Genomic DNA, 17,089 nt, shown 5'->3' on the forward strand with positions numbered 1-17,089 from the left:
GTGGTGTGTGGTCAGCCCAGCAGTCGGATCAGCTCGTCGGCGAGCGGACCGGACGAGGCCGGGTTCTGTCCGGTGACCAGGTTGCGGTCGACGACGACGTGCGGTGCCCAGGGCTCGCCCTCGACGAAGTCGGCACCGATCCCGACCAGCCGGTCCTGGAGCAGCCACTCGGCCCGGTCGGCCAGGCCCGCCTGGGCCTCCTCGGCGTTGGTGAAGCCCGTCAGCCGGTAGCCCGCGAACGGCGAGCCGCCGTCGCCGTCGTCCGCGGCCAGCAGGGCGGCCGGTGCGTGGCAGACCACGCCCAGCGGTTTGCCGGAGGCCAGGGCGGCGGTGAGCAGGGCGCCGGACCCGGAGTCGACCGCGAGGTCCTCCATCGGGCCGTGGCCTCCGGGGTAGAAGACCGCCGCGTAGTCGGCCAGGTCGACGTCTTCCAGACGGACGGGGCGGCGGAGCTCCTCCGTCGACTCCAGTGCGGCGGCGACCTCCTTGGCGCCCTCCTCCCCGCCGTTGGCGTCGGGGGAGAGGCTGCCCCGGTCCACGGGCGGTACGACGCCGCCGGGGGTGGCCACGGTGACCTCGTGACCGGCGGCGGTGAGCTTCCGGTAGGGGGCGACGGCCTCCTCCGCCCAGAAGCCGGTGGGGTGCGCGGTGCCGTCGGCCAGCGTCCAGTGGTCGGAGCCGGTCATGACGAACAGGATCTTGGCCATGGTGTGTCCTTCGGGAGTCACGGGCCTGGCGGCCGGATGGTTCACGCGACCTGACGCGCTGTGTGCGGTCCGTCAGTTCGTCGACGTTCCCGAAGGTAGGGGTCCTGGCATCGAATGACCAATAGGCATGCCACGATCCGACATAGGAGCCTCTATGGATTGCCGCGGGGGTGACGGCGGGAGCCCTCAGTCCCCCGCGGCGTCCGTGCGGCGCAGCCGGCTGTTCTCGTCCTGGAGGTCGAGGATCTGTTCGATGCCGGTGAGGTTGACGCCCTGTCCGAGGAGTTCGCTGATCCGCCGCAGGCGCGCGATGTCGTTGTCGCTGTACAGGCGGGTCCCGCCCTTGGTGCGTGCGGGGGAGAGCAGACCGCGCTGTTCGTACAGGCGCAGGGACTGCACGGACACGCCGGCGAGCCCGGCGGCCACGGAGATGGTGTACAGGCCCTGGTCGGGCCGGGGACGGGCGTCGGTCATCGGCGTGGTTCCTTCCGGGGTGCGGGCAGCACGGCGCCGAGGTGTTCCAGTGCCGCGCGCTGGTCGGCCGAGAGGGGGCCGGCGGGGACGTCGATCGTGACGTCGAGGACCAGTGCCCCGGTACCGCCGCGGCCGGGAACGCCCTGGCCCGGAAGGGTGATGGTAGCGCCCTGCGCCGTACCGGGTGGAACGGGCACACGGAGCACCCGGCCGTCCAGCCCGGTGATCGCGGCCTCCGTTCCCAGGACGGCTTCGGCGTAGCCCAGCGGGAGCGTGGCGCGCAGGTCGCGGCCGGCTCTGCGGTAGACGGGGTGGTCGGCCACGAGCACCGTCACGAGCAGGTCGCCGGGTGCTCCACCGTGTGCGCCGGGACCGCCCCGCCCGGGGAGGCGGAACCGGGCGCGGTGCTCGGTTCCGGGCGGTACGGCCACGGTCGCCGTGCGGCCGTCCCCGAGGGCCAGGGCGGCGGTTCCGCCGTACACGGCCAGGGGGAGCGCGACCCGCAGCGCGGCCGTGCGGTCGGCGCCACGCCGCGGGCGGGCGTTGCGGACGCGCACGGGGATGGACACCCCCCGTCGCGAGGGCGAGGACGGGGGCGGTGCCGTGGGCCGGGTTCCTGGTTCCGTTCGGGCCCGTGGCTCGGCGAGGGCCTCGTAGGCGTGGCGCACGCGCGCGTAGGCGGCCCGGTCGCCGCCGGGCGCGTCGGGGTGGTGGCGCCGGGCCAGCGCTCGGAAGGCCCGGTCCACCTCCCCGCGGGTCGCGCCCGGCGACAGGCCGAGGACGGCGTGGGGATCCTCCGCTTCCTTCACGTTTCCTCCCCTCCAGCTTATGGATCTTCGCTAGCACTCACCATGTTTATTCTCTGGTTCGTGTGGTAGAAAACATGCGTGAGGTCGCATCAGGTCTTGTGATCGAGCACAGGAGGTGGCCATGATGCTGATGCGTACGGACCCCTTCCGGGAATTCGACCGGATCACCCAGCGCCTTCTGGGCGACACGGTCCGCCCGGGTGCCATGCCGATGGACGCCTATCGCGAGGACGACACGTTCGTGGTCAGTTTCGACCTGCCGGGCGTGCGGGCCGACTCCATCGACCTGGAGATCGAGCGCAACGTCCTGACGGTCCGCGCCGAGCGCGCCGCGACCGCCACGAAGGGGCGCGAGATGGTCATCGCGGAACGCCCCTCGGGGACGTTCTCCCGCGAGCTCTTCCTCGGTGAGTCCCTCGACGGGGACAACATCACGGCGGACTACGCGGACGGTGTCCTCACCCTGCGCGTACCGGTGGCCGAGCAGGCCAAGCCGCGCAAGATCAGCATCAGTGAGGGCGACGGCCAGGCGCGGGAGATCAACGCCTGACCGCGTCGAAGCGGCGGGCGGCACCACCCGCCGGCGCGCGAACGAGGGCCGGAGCCGCTCCGGCCCTCCACCGTGCGCCGACCGCACCGCCCCCGTACGCGGGTACGCACGGTCGCGGAGTGAAGGGACGGAACGGATGAACACGATGCGCAGGAGCCGGGCGGCGGCCGAACACGGGCTGCGCCGCTCCCCGGACGAGCACACGCACCTGGAGTGGGTCGGACTCTTCCAGGCGCTGCGCGCCTACGAGGAGGCACTGTCCACCGATCCCGTGGCCGCCGGCGATCGCCTCGCCCGCGTGCGGGACATCGCCGCGAACCTGGTCGGTGGTGACGCGGACGTGTGGGACGGGTTCTCCGGCGCGACGCCGGAGGCCGTGGACCAGGCCCTGGCCGACGCACTGTGGCGCGGCCTGGGCGTGCGCCCCGTCCTGGCGGCGTCCTAGGGGGACTCTCGGCGCCGCCTGATCGTCGGCGGCGCCGGCTTCGTCGCGCCGCCCGCGCCGCCGCTCCGCCAGGCCGCCCCCGTCGCGGTGCCGGTGCCCGCTAGGAGGCCGCGGCCGTGAAGGCGGGCAGGCCGCGTGCGGCCGTGGCCAGGACGGATCGGACGAGCGGGCCCACGGGCGGCGCGCCCGGACCGTCGGCCGTGGCGCGTGCCATCTCCTCCGACGCCAGGCGCAGCGCGGTGTTGAGGACCGCCGCCTGGACGCGCACGGACAGGTCGTCGGCGGACCCGCCCGTGCGGGCGGCGATGATCTCGGCGAACACCGACTCCGCCGCGTGGTGGACCTCCAGCCAGACCGCCATGAGCGACGGCTCGGTGTGCGTCATCCGGATCAGGTCGGCGACCGGTTCCCCCAGGTCCGGAGCCCCCTCCTCGAAGGCCTGTTCGCGTTCGAGGTACTCCAGCAGCGGTGTGTCCGGCGGGCAGGCGCGCAGACGCGCCGCCATGAAGTCCAGGCCCGTGGTCAGCAGCGGCCGGACGCAGCTCTCCTTGGAGGGGAAGTAGCGCCACAGCGTTCGCGTGGAGATCCCCAGTTCCCGCGCGATGTCGTCGCCGGTGGTGCCGGAGACGCCGCGCTCGGTGAACAGGCGCACCGCCGCGCGCGCGATCTCCGTGCGGACGACCTCCTTGCGCCGCTCGGTCATCGGCGGGCGGCCCCGGCCCGCGGGCCCGCCTCCGGAGCCGTCCGAGGAGCTCCTCGCCACCGCGGTGCCTCCCCCGTGATCGATCCCAGGCGCTCCACTCTAGGGCGTGCCCACCGGGAGCGCCGCGTTCATTTTATGTCGCTGCGCGACAAAATGTCGTACAGTGACAATGGTGGCCGTTCGGGTCGCCGCGAACCCGTCGCCGGGACGGGCACCTCAGCAGCACCAGGAGTCTCAATGAACCTTCCGGGCCTCAACGGCAAGAACGCCATCGTCACCGGGGGCGGCTCCGGCATCGGACGGGCGACCGCGCTGCGCCTGGCCGCCGACGGGGCCAGGGTGCTCGTCGCCGACCTGAACGCCGGGACCGCCCGGGCCGTGGCCGACGAGATCACCGGCGCCGGAGGCACGGCCGTGGCCGTCGTGGGCGACCTGAGCGCCCAGGAGGTCGTCGACGAGGTCGTCGCCACCGCCCTCGACCGGCTCGGCGGGATCGACGTCCTCGTCAACAACGCGGGCATCATGGACGACATGTCCGCCACCGCCGACGTCACCGACGCGGTGTGGGAGCGGCTCCTCCGCGTGAACCTGACCGCGCCCTTCCTGCTCACCCGCGCCGTCCTGCCGCACATGGTCGAGCGCGGCTCCGGGTCGATCGTCTTCACCGCCTCGGAGGCCTCGCTCCGGGGCAGCGCGGCGGGCGCCGCCTACACCGCAGCCAAGCACGGCGTGGCCGGGCTCGTGAAGTCCACGGCGATCATGTACCGGGAGAAGGGCATCCGGGTGAACGCGGTCGCCCCCGGCGGCACCGCCACCGCGATCAGCGTCGACCCCGCGCCCGGCGGCGGGCCCGCCGTGCTCGGCCAGTACATGGGCAACGTCGGCCGCGTCGCGCAGGCCGACGAACTGGCCGCCGCGATCGTGTTCCTGGCCTCGGACGCCGCGAGCAACGTCAACGGCGTCGTGCTGCCGGTCGACAACGGCTGGGCCGCGGTCTGACCGTCACCGTTCCGGCGGCGGCGGCGCCGCCGCCGGAGCCGGTGGTGCCTGCCCTGCTTCGAGCACCCGCGTGAAGGCGGTGACCAGGGCGGGCATGTCGATCTCGTCGGGCGCGTGCAGCCACTGCAGCTGGAGGCCGTCCATGACCGCGGCGACCAGGGCCGCAGCGTCCTCGGCGCGCACCCCCGAGGGCAGGGTCCCGCCGTACTCCGCGGTCAGGTCGGCCGCGAACCGGGACCGCACCGCGGCGAACCGCCGCCGGAAGTGGTCGGCGGCGGGATGGCCCTCGGTGGTGCTCTCCGCCGCGAGCACGGAATAGGCCTTCACCAGGCCGGGCACGGCCTGGTTGTGCTCGGCCAGGGCCGCGGCCTCGGACAGGACGGTCTCCTCGCGCCCGTCCCGGGTGAAGCGCGCCGCGTCGAGCTCGTCGCGCCGCGCGAGCACCGCCACGAGCAGCGCCTGCTTGGTCGGGAAGTAGTGCAGCAGCCCCTGCTGGGTCAGACCGCACCTCTCGGCGACCCCGGCCAGGCTGGTGCCGTGGAAACCGCCCTCGGCGAACACCTCCAGCGCGGTGTCCAGGATCTCCTCGCGCCGCCGCCCCCGCGGCCGCCCGGGCCGCCTCCCCGTCGCCATCGCCCGTCCTCCCGTGCCGTCGGCCTCCGCTGGTCAGCCCACCCTGCCACGGGCGCGGTGCGCGGTGCGCGGTGCGCGGTCGGAACCGAAGCCGCGAAACGCGGCCGACGTCGTGTCCTCCCGCCGCCTGCTGGGGTAGCGTCGCATCCCGTCCGGAGATCAGGTCCGCCACTACGCCTGGAGACCCGATGACGCAGACCAGCGAGACCCAGGCCGACCGCTCGCGCACGCGCGCGAGGATCGTGAGCCGGGGCCGCGCCGCCGTCGGCTGGCTCTCCGCCACCGACCACAAGATCGTCGGCTACCTCTACCTCGTCACGTCCTTCTGCTTCTTCCTCTCCGGCGGTGTGATGGCCATGCTCATCCGCGCCGAGCTGTTCTGGCCCGGGATGCAGACGGTGTCGCCGGAGATGTTCAACGCCCTGTTCACCATGCACGGCACGGTGATGATGTTCCTCTTCGCCACCCCGCTCTTCGCCGGGTTCGCCAACGTCATCATGCCGCTGCAGATCGGCGCGCCCGACGTCGCCTTCCCCCGGCTCAACATGATCGGGTACTGGCTCTTCCTGTTCGGCGGCCTGATCGTGATGGGCGGGTTCATGACGCAGGGGGGCGCGGCGACCTTCGGCTGGTTCGCCTACACCCCGCTGTCGGACGCGGTACGCACACCGGGGCTGGGCGGCAACCTGTGGGTGATGGGGCTGCTGGTGGCGGGTCTGGGCACGATCCTGGGCTCGGTCAACTTCATCACCACGATCATCGGCATGCGCGCACCCGGCATGACCGTGTTCCGCATGCCGATCTTCACGTGGAACGTCCTGTTCACCTCGATCATGGTGCTGATGGCGTTCCCGGTGCTCACGGGGGCGCTGGCCGCCCTGGCGGCCGACCGGATGCTGGGCGCCCACGTGTTCGACTCCGCGCACGGCGGGGCGATCCTGTGGCAGCACCTGTTCTGGTTCTTCGGCCATCCCGAGGTCTACATCGTGGCGCTGCCGTTCTTCGGCATCATCACCGAGGTCATCCCGGTGTTCTCGCGCAAACCGCTGTTCGGCTACAAGGGGATGGTCGCGGCGACGATCGCCATCACCGCCCTGTCCATGACGGTGTGGGCGCACCACATGTTCGCCACCGGAGCCGTGCTGCTCCCCTTCTTCTCCTTCCTGTCGTTCCTGATCGCGGTGCCCACCGGCATCAAGTTCTTCAACTGGATCGGGACGATGTGGCGCGGCCAGCTGACCTTCCCGACCCCGATGCTGTTCGCGGTGGGCTTCCTCGCCACGTTCCTCTTCGGCGGGCTCACCGGCGTCATCCTGGCCTCGCCGCCGCTGGACTTCCACGTCACCGACACCTACTTCGTGGTCGGCCACTTCCACTACGTGCTCTTCGGCACCGTCGTGTTCGCGATGTTCGCGGGCTTCTACTTCTGGTGGCCCAAGTTCACCGGGAAGATGCTCGACGAGACCCTCGGCACGTGGCACTTCGTGACCCTGTTCCTCAGCTTCCACGCGACCTTCGGCATCCAGCACTACCTGGGTGTGGCGGGCATGCCCCGCCGCTACGCCGACTACCTGCCCTCCGACGGGTTCACGTGGATGCACCAGCTGTCCAGCGTCGGATCGTTCGTGCTGGGCGCGTCGACCCTGCTGTTCCTCTACAACGTGTGGCGCACCGCCCACCACGCGGAGCGGGTGGACTCCGACGACCCCTGGGGCTACGGCGGCTCCCTGGAGTGGGCGACGTCCTGCCCCCCGCCCCGCCACAACTTCACGACGCTGCCGCGCATCCGCGGGGAGCGTCCGGCCTTCGACCTGCACCACCCCGAGTCCGCCGACTCCCGGGCGAGCACCGAGCGGAGCTGACCGCGCCACCGTCCCGGCGCCCGCGGGTCAGGGGCGGGTGCGCGGACGCCGGCGCGCGCGGGGCAGCGGCACGGGCCGGGCGCCGGACACGACCGTGTTGGCGACGGTGCCGATGCCCTCCACGGTGAGCGTGACGGTGTCGCCCGGAGCGAGCGGTCGCGGTTCACGCCGCCCGCGGCGACCCCACAGCTCGGCCAGGCAGCCGCCGTTGCCGCAGGTCCCCGAACCGAGGACGTCGCCCGAGCGCACCCGTGTGCCCCGGGAGGCGTAGGCGAGCATCTCCTCGAACGTCCAGCCCATGTTCGACAGCAGGTCGCTGCCGACGACCTCCCCGTTGACCTCGGCGGTCAGCGCCAGGCGCAGGAACCCGTCGGCGTCGCGGTGGGGCTCCAGCTCGTCGGCGGTGACCAGCCACGGCCCCAGGGTGGTGGCGCCGTCCTTGCCCTTGCAGGGGCCCAGACCCACCCGCATCTCCCGCGACTGCAGGTCCCGCGCGGACCAGTCGTTGAAGACCGTGTAGCCGAAGATGTGGTCCCGGGCCGCCTCCGGGGTGAGGTCGCCCCCCGGCGCCCCCACCACGGCGGCGACCTCCAACTCGAAGTCCAGGACCGCGCAGCCCGGCGGGACCGGGACGTCGTCGTGCGCCCCCACCAGCGCCGCCGGGTTGCCGAAGTAGAACGTGGGGGCGTCGTACCAGGCGTCGGGCACGCCCTCCGCGCCGCTCACACTGCGGCGCACGCCCTCCACGTGCTCCTCGAAGGTGACGAAGTCCCGGACCGAGGGCGGCTCCAGCGGTGGCAGGAGTCGCACCCGGTCCAGCGGCACGGGCGGCCCGTCCGGGTCCGGGACCGGGGCGCCCCCGACGATGGCGAGGAGTTCGGTGCCCTCGGGCAGGGGCCGCACGGCCGTGCCCTCGACGACGCCGCAGCGGCGCCGGCCCCGGTACTCGTAGGTCGCGAGTCGCATGGTGCTCCAGTTCGGTCTCAGACGGGCGGGGCGACGAAGCAGCCGCGGTCGGGGTCGTTGAAGGACTCCTTGGCGACGAACTCGTCCATGGGGTTGGCGGTGCCCCACTGGTCGGTGACGTCCGGGTCGGAGAAGTCGTACATGTGCGGGTGCCAGGTGTCCTCGTCCAGGCGCTCCAGCTCGGTCGTGTACTCCAGCGTGTTGCCGTGCGGGTCGAGGAAGTAGGAGAAGGTGTTGTTCCCGGCCATGTGGCGGCCCGGCCCCCAGATCTTGCGCACGCCCGAGCGCAGCAGGCGCCCCGTCCCGCGCATGTACTCGTCGATGCCGCGCATCTCGAAGGAGACGTGGTGCAGGGAGGTGTGCGGGCACTGCGCGATGGCGATGCTGTGGTGCGTGGCGTTGCACCGCAGGAAGTGCATGACCTTGCCCATCCTCGGGTGCATGAGCGTGTCCGACAGGGCGAAGCCCAGGTGCCTCTCGTACCAGAGCCGGGTGCGGTCCAGGTCGGGCGAGTTGAGCACGACGTGCGACAGGCGGACCGGGACCGACTCCTTCTCCTCCACCTTGCGGTGCACGCGCACGCCCACGTCGGCCGAGACCTCGATCGTGCGGCCGTCCACGTCGAAGAACCGCACGCCGTAGCCGCCGCCCGGTGTGTCCATCGGACCCGGCTCGCTGATCATCCGCACGCCCGCGCGGATGAGCCGGTCGGCCAGGGTGTCGACGTCGGCCATGGTGGCCGCGCCGAACGCGACCAGGTCGACGCGCTTCTCCTGGGCTCTGCGGAGCCGGACGACGTAGTTCTCCGGCGAGCCCTCCGCGGCCAGGAAGGACAGGCCGGTGTCGGTCTCGGCCTCGGTCAGCTTCCACATGTCGGTGAAGAACTTCTGCTGCTTGTCGAAGTCGGGCACGCCGAGCGCGACGTGCCGCAGGTGGGTGATGAGACGGTCGCTCATGGGAGTCACTCCTCAGGTGAGTCGGTGGTCAGGCCGAACAGGGCCGCGGCGTTGCCGCCGCCGATCGCGGCGAGGTCGCCGGGGTCCAGGCCCGCGGCTTCCAGCGCGGCCACGGGTGTGTCCGTGCCCATGTCGAAGGGGTGGTCGGAACCGAGCACGACCCGGTCCGCGCCGGCCGCCCCGACCAGGTGGCGCAGTACGGCGGGGTCGTGCACGAGCGAGTCGAACCACAGCCGCCGCAGGTAGGAGCTGGGCGGGCGGGCGCAGCCCCGGGCGTCGGGGCGGACCCGCCAGCCGTGGTCGGCGCGGCCGAGATGGGTGGGCAGGTAGCCGCCGCCGTGGGCGGCGAGCACCCGCAGGTCCGGATGGCGGTCCAGGACGCCGGAGAAGACCAGGTGCGACAGCGCCACGGCGTTCTCCGTCGGCTGGCCGACGATGTTGGACAGGTACCAGCGGTCCAGGCGCTCGTCGAGCGTGCAGCCGAAGGGGTGCAGGAACAGGACCGCGCCGGTCTCGGCGGCCCGCCGCCACAGCGGTTCGTAGGCGCTGTCGGACAGCTCCCGGCCGGGCGCGTGGGAGGAGACCTCCACGCCCCGCAGGCCCAGGGAGAGCGCGTGGTCGAGCAGGTCCACGGCCAGGCCGGGGTGCTGGAGCGGGACCAGGCCCAGGCCCACCAGCCGGTCCGGGGCGTGGGCGCAGTGCTCGGCCACGCCCTCGTTGGCCAGGCGGTGGGTCCGGCCGGCCAGGTCCGGGTCGGTCCAGTAGTGGTAGTGCGACGGCGAGGGGCTGACGACCTGGACGTCCACGCCCGCGGCCGCCATGTCGGCGAGGCGGCGGTCGGGATCGGTCAGGCGGTCCAGGCGCTTGCCCACCATGCGTGCGCTGACCGCCAGGGCCTCGGCTCCGTTGCGGCGCGCGTCCGCGGCCCGGTGCTCGGCGAGCCCCGGGTGGTCGGCCACCGCCCGTTCGACGGCGGGCAGCAGGACGTGGGCGTGGGCGTCGATGATCACGGGCGCTCCGTCACGAGTGCGGCGACCTCGCGCATCAGCCCGGGCACGTCCGCGTCACGGACCCCCTCCAGCTGCCACCGGCCGATGGTCACGGACGCGTCCACCACGGCCCGGACCCGGTCGTACCGCCGGTCCGTGAACGCGTCGAACAGGTCCCGGTCCACGCGGTCGGCACCGAGCAGCAGCTCGGCCAGGACCCAGGCGTCCTCCATCCCCTGGGCGGCGCCCTGGGCGACGGTGGGCGGGCAGGCGTGCGCGGCGTCGCCGATCAGGACGACGCGCCCGCGGTTCCAGGGGCGCTCCACCAGCAGCGACTCGATCCACGTGTAGTTGACGTCGGCCGACGCGGCGATGTCGGCGCGGAGGGTGTCCCACACGCCGCCGTAGCCCTCGGAGAGCCGGCGCATGTGCGCCGCGCGCCCGGCGCCGTCGGCGGGGGCGTCGTCCCGCGCGCGCTCCACGAGGTAGGCGTACATGGTGTCCGGGCCGGTCGGGCAGTACCCGGCGATGAAGCAGGGGCCGCCGTAGACCAGCTCGGTGCGCTCCACCCGCGGAGGACGGCGGGTGTGCACGCGCCAGATGGCCATGCCGGTCGGCTCGGGCACGTCGTCGACGCCCATCATGCGGCGGGTGGCCGAGCGGACGCCGTCGGCGCCGACCACGAGGTCGTAGCGGCCGGAAGTGCCGTCGGAGAAGAGCACCTCGACGTCCTCGGGGGAGGGTGTCAGGGAGCGCACGGTCAGACCGGGCCGGATCACGGCGCCCGCCCCGCGGGCGGCGCGGGTGAGGATCGCGGCCAGCTCGGGCCGGTCCATGCCCAGCGTCGCGGGCAGGTCCGGGCCGCCGGTGCGGGCGTCGGGGATCTCCGCGACCAGGGTGCCGTCGGGCGTGCGGATGCCGAGGCTGTCGAAGGGGAAGCCGCGCGCGGCGACCTCCTCCCACACCCCCAGGTCGCGCAGCACCCGCAGGGCGTTGCCCTGGATGGTGATACCCGATCCCAGGGTGTCGGTGCGCGTCCTGATCTCGGCGACCTCCACGCGCACGCCCGCCCGTGCCAGCGGCACGGCGAGGGCGAGGCCGGAGGTGCCCGCCCCGACGACGAGGACGGTGTTCACGGCTGCCATGGGGACCTCACTTGATGGCCAGGGGGTTGACGGGTGCGCCGACCGCGCCGGTGACCGGCAGGGGCGCGGCGGTCAGCAGGAACTCGTGGACGCCGTCGGCCGCGCAGTGCTCGGCGAGGGCGTCCAGGTCCCACATCTCGCCGATGAGCAGGCCGATGTGGGGGATGGCGACCTGGTGCAGGGGTTGGAAGGCGTGGTCGAACTCGTTGGGCCGGACCTCGAAGCCCCAGGTGTCGGTGGCCACGGCCGCGATCTCGCTGCCGTGCAGCCAGTCGGCGGTGGTGAAGGACAGGCCGGGGGCGGGGCCTCCCGCGTACTCTCCCCAGCCCTCCCGCCGGGCGCGGGCGAGCCGGCCGGTGCGCACGCACACGATGTCGCCGCGGCCGACCTCGACGCCGTGCTCCCGCGCGGTGGCCGTCAGGTGCTCGGTGGTGATCGCGAAGCCGTCGGGCAGCTCGCCGTCCTCGCCCAGCACCCGGCCCGCGTCGAGCAGGACGCCGCGTCCGCAGACCGGGCCGGCCATGTGCTCGATGCCGGTGACCAGGTCGCCGGCGGAGGTGACGACCTCGGCGGCGTCGCGGCCGTTCCACGCCCTGCCGTGGTCGAAGATGTGCCCGAGGCCGTCCCACTGGGTGGAGCACTGCAACGGCATGGAGACCACGTCGTCGGCGCCCCCGATGCCGTGGGGGAAGCCCTGGTTGCCCAGTGCGGCGTCCACTCCGGTGTCGAGCATGGTGTGCACGGGATTGGTGCGGCGCCGCCAGCCCTTCTGGGGGCCGTCCATGTCGAAGCTCTGCGAGAGGGAGAAGCTGATCCCCAGCCGGACGAGCGCGGCGGCCTCGCGCCGCTTGGCCTCGTCGATGTGGTTGACGGTGCCCAGGACGTCGTCCTCGCCCCAGCGCCCCCAGTTGGAGTACGCGGCGGCGGCAGTGGCGATGGCGCCCTCGGGATCGGTGCGGTCCAGGGCGGCGGGGTCGGGGAGGACACGGTTCGGCGTGGCGGTCTCGGGTCCCGTGGTGCGGGTGCGGTCGGACATCACGCCTCCTCCGCCACGCAGGTGTTGCGCTGGAGGCCCAGCCCGGTGACCGTGCCCTCCATGACGTCGCCGTCCCGCAGCAGGCGGCCCCAGTGCATGCCGTTGCCGGCCGGGCTGCCGGTCAGTACCAGGTCGCCGGGCAGGAGTTCGGTGGTCTGCGACGCGTAGGAGACCAGCCGGGCGACGTCGAAGATCATGTCCTCGGTGGACTCGTCCTGCATCGCCTCGCCGTTGAGCCGCAGGGTGACCCGGAGGTCGCCCGGATCGGGGACGAACGCCGCCGGGACCAGGTAGGGGCCCAGCGGGGTGAAGGTGGGGGCGTTCTTGGACCGCAGCCAGTCGGTGCCGATCTCGGGCATGTCCCGGCGGAAGACCAGCTCGCGGGCGGTGATGTCGTTCGCGATCGTGTAGCCGGCCACGTGCTCCAGGGCGTGCTCCGGCGCGACGCGGTGGGCGGGCCGGCCGATCACCGCGGCCAGTTCCAGCTCCCAGTCGGGCTTGGCGCACCAGGACGGGATGACGACGTCGTCGTAGGGGCCGGTGACCGACGAGGGCAGGCCGACGAACATGTACGGCCGGCCCTCGGCGGCGCGGCGGTCCATCATCGCGGCGGTCTCGGCCCGGACCCGCTCGGCGGGGCGGCCGCCCTCCGGCTCGTGCGCGACGGCCAGGTCAACGACGTGTGTGCGGTAGTTGGCCCCCGACTGCAGGATCTGGTGCGGTCGCACGGGCGGGTGGACGCGCAGGTCGGCGAGCTCGTGGCGGCCGCTCCACCCGGACTCGGCGAGCCGGTGCAGGACCGGGAGCACGGAGTCCCAGCGTTCGAGCAGGTCCAGGGTGGTCAGGGTGGCCCCCGGCGGAATCCGCAGCTCGGGCACGGTCCGCAGGTCCAGGACCCCGGAGCCGACGAGCAGGCCGGGGAACGGGGCCCCGTGGCCGACGGAGAAGGTACCGAGGGCGAAGGGGCCGGCGAGTGGCGGATGGGTTTCCACGGTGTTGCCTCCAGGTGTGATGCCCCTAACCTTGAGCCACCGGGTGAGATTTGTGAAATAGATCTCACGTATGAGTAGTATCCAGCAAACGGATAGCCGGAGGTAGGCGTGTGAACATCGCGAATCTGGACCTCAACCTGCTGGTCGCCCTGCGCGCCCTGCTGGAGGAGCGCAACGTCACCAGGGCCGGTGACCGCATCGGACTGAGCCAGCCCGCGACCAGCGCCGCCCTGGCCCGGCTGCGCCGCCACTTCTCCGACGAACTCCTGGTCCGCCGGGGCAACCGCTACGAGCTGACGCCCCTGGGCCACGCCCTGCGCGCCCCCGCGGCCAACGCCTGCTCGGTCATGGAACGGCTCTTCAGCAGCCGGGCGGAGTTCCACCCCGAGACGGAGGAACGCGACTTCACCCTCCTGGCGTCCGACTACGCCATCGCGGTCTTCGGCGCCCGGCTCGCCCGCGTCCTGCACGAGGAGGCTCCGGGGATCCGGCTGCACTTCCGGCAGGTGCCCGGCACGATCGTGGAGGCCACCGAGTCCGCGCTGGGCAGCGTGGACGGCGCCCTCATGCTGCACGGCGTCATCAGCGGGTACCCGGCCGTGGAGCTGTACCGCGACGAATGGGTGTGCCTGGTGGATGTCGGCAACGACGCGGTCGGCGAGACCCTGACCATGGACGCGCTGAGCCGGATGCCGTGGGCCGTGTACCGGCGCCCCTACGACGCGCCCGCGGCCCACCAGCTCGGGATGCTGGGGCTGGACCCGCGGGTGGAGGTGTCCGCGCACAGCTTCCAGCTGCTCCCCGACCTGGTCCGCGGTACGGGGCGGGTGGCGCTGGTCCAGGGCAGGCTCGCGGCGCGGCTCGGCCCGGACTCGGGGCTGCGGGTGCTGCCCTGCCCCTTCCCGGCGGCGCCGATCCGCGAGGCCCTGTGGTGGCACCCGGTCCACCGGCACGACACGGCGCACGCCTGGCTGCGCGCCACCGCGGCCCGGGCGGCGGCCGGACTGGACGACCGCCTCGGCAGCGACGGCGATGGCGACGGCCCCGGCGATCGCGTCGGCGACCGCCCCGGCTGAGCGGTTCCGGGCGGGGGCATCCACCGGACGGATGGCGGGTATCGGGGATTCGCTCTTCCGCGATGGCACGACCCGGGGCCAGACTCATCGGCACCGGGGTGATCCAGGACACACGTCCTTCCCCCGGGTTCTCCGCGGCGCCGCGCCGGCCGTCTCCTCCGGACGCGCGCCCCCGACCATCCCCCCACTGCGAGGTACCGTCGTGCCCGAAACGAACGCCGAACCCACGTCCGAAGCACCCGCGGGGGAGGCGCGCAGAGCCGGTCCGCTCCAGCTCCTCCTGCTGCTGGCGGCCAGCTGTATGCCCATCCTCGGTGCGGTGCTCATCGCTCCCGTGCTGCCCCGGATGGCCGCGGAGTTCGCGGGAACACCGGGATCGGAGATCCTCGTCCCGGTGGTGCTCACCGTCCCCGCCCTCGTGATCGGCCTGACCGCGCCCTTCGCCGGAGCGCTCGTCGACAGGGTCGACCGCACACGCGTGCTGCTGGTGGCGATGGTCGGCTACTCGCTGGTGGGAACCGCGCCCCTGTACCTGGACACGCTCGGCGCGATCGTCGGCAGCCGGGTGCTGTTGGGGCTGTTCGAGGCCGCCATCATGACCTGCTGCACGGCCCTGATCGGGGACTACTGGTCCGGCGCGCGCCGGGCGCGGTACCTGGGGCTCCAGGTGCTCACGACCACCTGTGCGGCCACGGTGTTCCTGCTCGCGGGCGGACTGCTGGGCGCGTGGGGGTGGCGGTCCCCGTTCTGGCTCTACCTCGCCGCGGTCCTGCTGGTGCTGCCGATGGCCAAACTCCTGTGGGCGCCCGAGCGCACCGGCGGAGGGGGCTCGGTCCGCGTGCCGTGGCGCCGTCTGGCCGGGCCGTGCGGCGTCACCCTGTTCGGCGGCGTGGTGTTCTACGCCCTCATCGTGCACCTGTCCTACGCGCTGGACGGCGCGGGCGTCACCTCGACCGCCGCCGTGGGCGCGATCAGCGCCGCGATGTCCCTGGCCACGGCGGTCGGCGCCGGGCTGTTCGGGAAGGTGGCCATCGTGACGCCGCGGGTGCTCGTGCCGGCCGAGTTCGGGTTGGCCGCGCTCGGCCTGGGCATCGTCTTCGCGGCGCCCTCGGTGGCGGTCGTCGTCCTCGGAGCGGTGCTCACCGGGTTCGGCACGGGGCTTCTGCTGCCCACGCTGGTGCTGTGGGCGGTCAACCGGCTGACCTTCGAGCAGCGCGGACGCGGAACCGGACTGTGGACGGGGACGCTGTTCATCGGACAGTTCGCCTGCCCGCTGATCATCACCGGGCTCAGCGCCGGCACCGGAGACCTGCGCTCGGCCCTGGGGCTGTTGGGCGCGGCCTCGGCGGTGATGGCGCTGCTCCTCGTGTTCACGATGCGCACGGTCCCGGGTTCACGGGACGCCGGACACTGAACCCGGCCCCCGCCCTGTCCGGCGCTCGGACCCGCGGGTCCCCGGACCTCAGGAGGGCTCGTCGGGCTCCGGGCCGGACCGTTCGTCGTCGGCCGGCGGGGCCTCCGCCCGGGAGCGCGGACCCCGGTCCGCGCTCTCCGGGGCCGGGGCCTCACCGCCGGCGGTCGCGGCGGCGGGGTCGGTTCCGGCGACGGCGGCGCTCAGCAGCGGGTGCTCCTCGACCTCGTAGCGCCGGATGTAGGTGCCGATGAAGGCCTGCAGGCTCGCGCCCATCGGCAGTGCGAGCAGCGCGCCCGGCGCGCCCAGGATCGCGACGCCCGCCAGGACCGAGCCGAACGCCACCGCCGGGTGCATGTCCAGCGTCCTGGCGGTGATCCGGGGCTGGAGCAGGTAGTTCTCGAACTGCTGGTAGACGATGACGAACACCAGCACCCACACCGCCGCCCAGGGCCCCTGCAACAGGGCCACGAGGACGGGCACCGCGCCGCCGATGTAGGTACCCGCGGTGGGGATGAACTGGGACAGCACGCCGACCCACAGCGCCAGCGCGACCGCGTACGGGATGTCCAGCGCGACCAGCAGCACCCAGTGCGCGACCGCGCACACCAGCGCCATCAGCGCCCGCGAGTACAGGTAGCCGCCGGTCTTGGCGATCGCGATCTCCCACGCCCGCAGCACCTCGCGCTGCGTCCGGGGAGGCAGTACCGAGCAGATCACCCGGCGGAAGCGCGGGCCGTCGGCGCACAGGTAGAAGGTGAACAGCGCGATCGTCAGTCCGTTGAACAGCAGCGCCAGGACGGTCGTCCCCGCCCCCAGGACGTTGTTGGCGATACTCGACGCGTACTGCTCGACCACACCGCTCGCGCTGGAGACCTCGTCGATGAGGTTGGTGGGGGAGTAGCTCGTGTTGAACGCGGCGTTGAACCAGTCCAGCCCGGCGCGGAGCATCGCGGGCACCTCGGCGGCGAAGGCCAGCACCTGCCCGATCAGCATGGACCCCAGCAGGCTGAGGAAGGCCCCCGTCAGCACCAGGACCAGCAGCATGACCGCGCCCGTGGCGGGTCCGCGCGGCCAGCGGTGCCGGTGCAGCCAGTTCACCGCCGGCTCCAGCGCGAGCGCGAGGAACAGGGAGATCAGCAGCAGCACGATGAGGCCCTGCAACTGGAGGAACAGCCACAGCACGACGCCGAACGCCGTGACGATCCACATGGCGAGCATCATCGCGCGGGGCAGCCACGGGGGCATGCCGCCACGGCGGTCGGCGCGCGGGGCGGGGCGGGGTGTGGCACTCGTGGGCACGTCGGACTTCCCTCTCCGTTCAGCCCACAGGTGT

Annotated in this window: 18 protein-coding genes; 6 read left to right on the forward strand and 12 right to left on the reverse strand. The window is 73.0% G+C overall.

Going from position 1 to position 17,089, the window contains the following annotated elements:
• Nucleotides 1-11 precede the first annotated feature (11 nt).
• From HNR10_RS24245 to HNR10_RS32060, 3 genes are all read right to left on the reverse strand, one after another.
• Entirely contained in the window at nucleotides 12-707 is a 696-nt protein-coding gene (locus HNR10_RS24245; protein WP_179827329.1) for a type 1 glutamine amidotransferase domain-containing protein, read from the reverse strand.
• 186 nt (nucleotides 708-893) lie between these two features.
• Complete coding sequence (locus HNR10_RS24250; RefSeq protein ID WP_179827330.1) at nucleotides 894-1,181, reverse strand: MerR family transcriptional regulator; 288 nt, start codon at nucleotides 1,179-1,181, stop codon at nucleotides 894-896.
• Complete coding sequence (locus HNR10_RS32060) at nucleotides 1,178-1,990, reverse strand: DnaJ C-terminal domain-containing protein (protein ID WP_179827331.1); 813 nt, start codon at nucleotides 1,988-1,990, stop codon at nucleotides 1,178-1,180. The genes HNR10_RS24250 and HNR10_RS32060 overlap by 4 nt, the downstream gene beginning before the upstream one ends.
• 121 nt (nucleotides 1,991-2,111) lie before the next feature.
• Between HNR10_RS32060 and HNR10_RS24260 the strand changes: the two genes are divergently transcribed.
• Together HNR10_RS24260 and HNR10_RS24265 are read left to right on the forward strand one after the other, a co-directional pair.
• The gene (locus HNR10_RS24260; protein ID WP_281390157.1) at nucleotides 2,112-2,540 is read left to right on the forward strand and encodes an Hsp20/alpha crystallin family protein; all 429 of its coding nucleotides are present in this window, start codon (nucleotides 2,112-2,114) and stop codon (nucleotides 2,538-2,540) included.
• 136 nt (nucleotides 2,541-2,676) lie between these two features.
• Nucleotides 2,677-2,985 carry a hypothetical protein gene (locus tag HNR10_RS24265; RefSeq protein ID WP_179827332.1) on the forward strand — a complete coding sequence of 103 codons (309 nt, stop codon included), beginning with the start codon at nucleotides 2,677-2,679 and terminating at the stop codon, nucleotides 2,983-2,985.
• A 100-nt stretch (nucleotides 2,986-3,085) separates the two neighbouring features.
• Here the strand turns inward: HNR10_RS24265 and HNR10_RS24270 are convergent, their stop codons facing one another.
• Complete coding sequence (locus HNR10_RS24270) at nucleotides 3,086-3,688, reverse strand: TetR/AcrR family transcriptional regulator (protein ID WP_179829937.1); 603 nt, start codon at nucleotides 3,686-3,688, stop codon at nucleotides 3,086-3,088.
• Between the two features lie 237 nt (nucleotides 3,689-3,925).
• Between HNR10_RS24270 and HNR10_RS24275 the strand changes: the two genes are divergently transcribed.
• A complete protein-coding gene (locus tag HNR10_RS24275; protein WP_179827334.1) occupies nucleotides 3,926-4,687 on the forward strand; it encodes an SDR family NAD(P)-dependent oxidoreductase in 762 nt (253 codons plus the stop codon).
• Nucleotides 4,688-4,690: 3 nt separating this feature from the next.
• On the opposite strand, the gene HNR10_RS24280 is transcribed toward HNR10_RS24275, so the two are convergent.
• Nucleotides 4,691-5,320 (reverse strand): TetR/AcrR family transcriptional regulator, encoded by a 630-nt coding sequence (locus HNR10_RS24280; RefSeq protein WP_179827335.1) that lies wholly within the window; start codon nucleotides 5,318-5,320, stop codon nucleotides 4,691-4,693.
• 188 nt (nucleotides 5,321-5,508) lie between these two features.
• Between HNR10_RS24280 and ctaD the strand changes: the two genes are divergently transcribed.
• Nucleotides 5,509-7,182 (forward strand): aa3-type cytochrome oxidase subunit I, encoded by a 1,674-nt coding sequence (ctaD, locus tag HNR10_RS24285; RefSeq protein WP_179827336.1) that lies wholly within the window; start codon nucleotides 5,509-5,511, stop codon nucleotides 7,180-7,182.
• 27 nt (nucleotides 7,183-7,209) lie between these two features.
• Here ctaD and HNR10_RS24290 read toward each other — a convergent pair whose 3' ends face one another.
• The 6 genes from HNR10_RS24290 to HNR10_RS24315 are packed head-to-tail and all read right to left on the reverse strand — an operon-like array spanning nucleotide 7,210 to nucleotide 13,266.
• The gene (locus HNR10_RS24290) at nucleotides 7,210-8,148 is read right to left on the reverse strand and encodes a fumarylacetoacetate hydrolase family protein (protein WP_179827337.1); all 939 of its coding nucleotides are present in this window, start codon (nucleotides 8,146-8,148) and stop codon (nucleotides 7,210-7,212) included.
• Nucleotides 8,149-8,165: 17 nt separating this feature from the next.
• Nucleotides 8,166-9,104, reverse strand: coding sequence for a VOC family protein (locus HNR10_RS24295; RefSeq protein WP_179827338.1), 939 nt, complete (start codon nucleotides 9,102-9,104; stop codon nucleotides 8,166-8,168).
• Between the two features lie 5 nt (nucleotides 9,105-9,109).
• On the reverse strand, nucleotides 9,110-10,114 hold the full coding sequence (locus tag HNR10_RS24300) for an amidohydrolase family protein (protein WP_179827339.1): 1,005 nt from the start codon (nucleotides 10,112-10,114) through the stop codon (nucleotides 9,110-9,112).
• Nucleotides 10,111-11,238 (reverse strand): FAD-dependent oxidoreductase, encoded by a 1,128-nt coding sequence (locus HNR10_RS24305; RefSeq protein ID WP_179827340.1) that lies wholly within the window; start codon nucleotides 11,236-11,238, stop codon nucleotides 10,111-10,113. Before HNR10_RS24305 ends, HNR10_RS24300 begins: the two co-directional genes overlap by 4 nt.
• 7 nt (nucleotides 11,239-11,245) lie before the next feature.
• Complete coding sequence (locus tag HNR10_RS24310; protein ID WP_179827341.1) at nucleotides 11,246-12,274, reverse strand: cyclase family protein; 1,029 nt, start codon at nucleotides 12,272-12,274, stop codon at nucleotides 11,246-11,248.
• Nucleotides 12,274-13,266, reverse strand: coding sequence for a fumarylacetoacetate hydrolase family protein (locus HNR10_RS24315; protein WP_179827343.1), 993 nt, complete (start codon nucleotides 13,264-13,266; stop codon nucleotides 12,274-12,276). The genes HNR10_RS24310 and HNR10_RS24315 overlap by 1 nt, the downstream gene beginning before the upstream one ends.
• A 110-nt stretch (nucleotides 13,267-13,376) precedes the next feature.
• Between HNR10_RS24315 and HNR10_RS24320 the strand changes: the two genes are divergently transcribed.
• Both HNR10_RS24320 and HNR10_RS24325 read left to right on the forward strand, forming a co-directional pair.
• Nucleotides 13,377-14,342, forward strand: a complete 966-nt coding sequence (locus HNR10_RS24320) for a LysR family transcriptional regulator (protein WP_179827344.1) — start codon at nucleotides 13,377-13,379, stop codon at nucleotides 14,340-14,342.
• Nucleotides 14,343-14,544: 202 nt separating this feature from the next.
• The gene (locus HNR10_RS24325; RefSeq protein WP_218897972.1) at nucleotides 14,545-15,756 is read left to right on the forward strand and encodes an MFS transporter; all 1,212 of its coding nucleotides are present in this window, start codon (nucleotides 14,545-14,547) and stop codon (nucleotides 15,754-15,756) included.
• A 48-nt stretch (nucleotides 15,757-15,804) separates the two neighbouring features.
• Here HNR10_RS24325 and HNR10_RS24330 read toward each other — a convergent pair whose 3' ends face one another.
• Complete coding sequence (locus HNR10_RS24330; protein ID WP_179829939.1) at nucleotides 15,805-17,001, reverse strand: AI-2E family transporter; 1,197 nt, start codon at nucleotides 16,999-17,001, stop codon at nucleotides 15,805-15,807.
• Nucleotides 17,002-17,089 lie beyond the last annotated feature (88 nt).

This window comes from Nocardiopsis aegyptia (assembly GCF_013410755.1).
Lineage (GTDB): Bacteria > Actinomycetota > Actinomycetes > Streptosporangiales > Streptosporangiaceae > Nocardiopsis > Nocardiopsis aegyptia.

What these genes read in the sequence shown, in the direction of transcription:
- HNR10_RS24245 (WP_179827329.1), bottom strand. Translation starts at nt 707, where the DNA reads ATGGCCAAGATCCTGTTCGTCATGACCGGCTCCGACCACTGGACGCTG.
- HNR10_RS24250 (WP_179827330.1), bottom strand. Translation starts at nt 1,181, where the DNA reads ATGACCGACGCCCGTCCCCGGCCCGACCAGGGCCTGTACACCATCTCC.
- HNR10_RS24260 (WP_281390157.1), top strand. Translation starts at nt 2,112, where the DNA reads ATGATGCTGATGCGTACGGACCCCTTCCGGGAATTCGACCGGATCACC.
- HNR10_RS24265 (WP_179827332.1), top strand. Translation starts at nt 2,677, where the DNA reads ATGAACACGATGCGCAGGAGCCGGGCGGCGGCCGAACACGGGCTGCGC.
- HNR10_RS24270 (WP_179829937.1), bottom strand. Translation starts at nt 3,688, where the DNA reads ATGACCGAGCGGCGCAAGGAGGTCGTCCGCACGGAGATCGCGCGCGCG.
- HNR10_RS24275 (WP_179827334.1), top strand. Translation starts at nt 3,926, where the DNA reads ATGAACCTTCCGGGCCTCAACGGCAAGAACGCCATCGTCACCGGGGGC.
- HNR10_RS24280 (WP_179827335.1), bottom strand. Translation starts at nt 5,320, where the DNA reads ATGGCGACGGGGAGGCGGCCCGGGCGGCCGCGGGGGCGGCGGCGCGAG.
- ctaD (WP_179827336.1), top strand. Translation starts at nt 5,509, where the DNA reads ATGACGCAGACCAGCGAGACCCAGGCCGACCGCTCGCGCACGCGCGCG.
- HNR10_RS24290 (WP_179827337.1), bottom strand. Translation starts at nt 8,148, where the DNA reads ATGCGACTCGCGACCTACGAGTACCGGGGCCGGCGCCGCTGCGGCGTC.
- HNR10_RS24295 (WP_179827338.1), bottom strand. Translation starts at nt 9,104, where the DNA reads ATGAGCGACCGTCTCATCACCCACCTGCGGCACGTCGCGCTCGGCGTG.
- HNR10_RS24305 (WP_179827340.1), bottom strand. Translation starts at nt 11,238, where the DNA reads ATGGCAGCCGTGAACACCGTCCTCGTCGTCGGGGCGGGCACCTCCGGC.
- HNR10_RS24310 (WP_179827341.1), bottom strand. Translation starts at nt 12,274, where the DNA reads ATGTCCGACCGCACCCGCACCACGGGACCCGAGACCGCCACGCCGAAC.
- HNR10_RS24330 (WP_179829939.1), bottom strand. Translation starts at nt 17,001, where the DNA reads ATGCCCCCGTGGCTGCCCCGCGCGATGATGCTCGCCATGTGGATCGTC.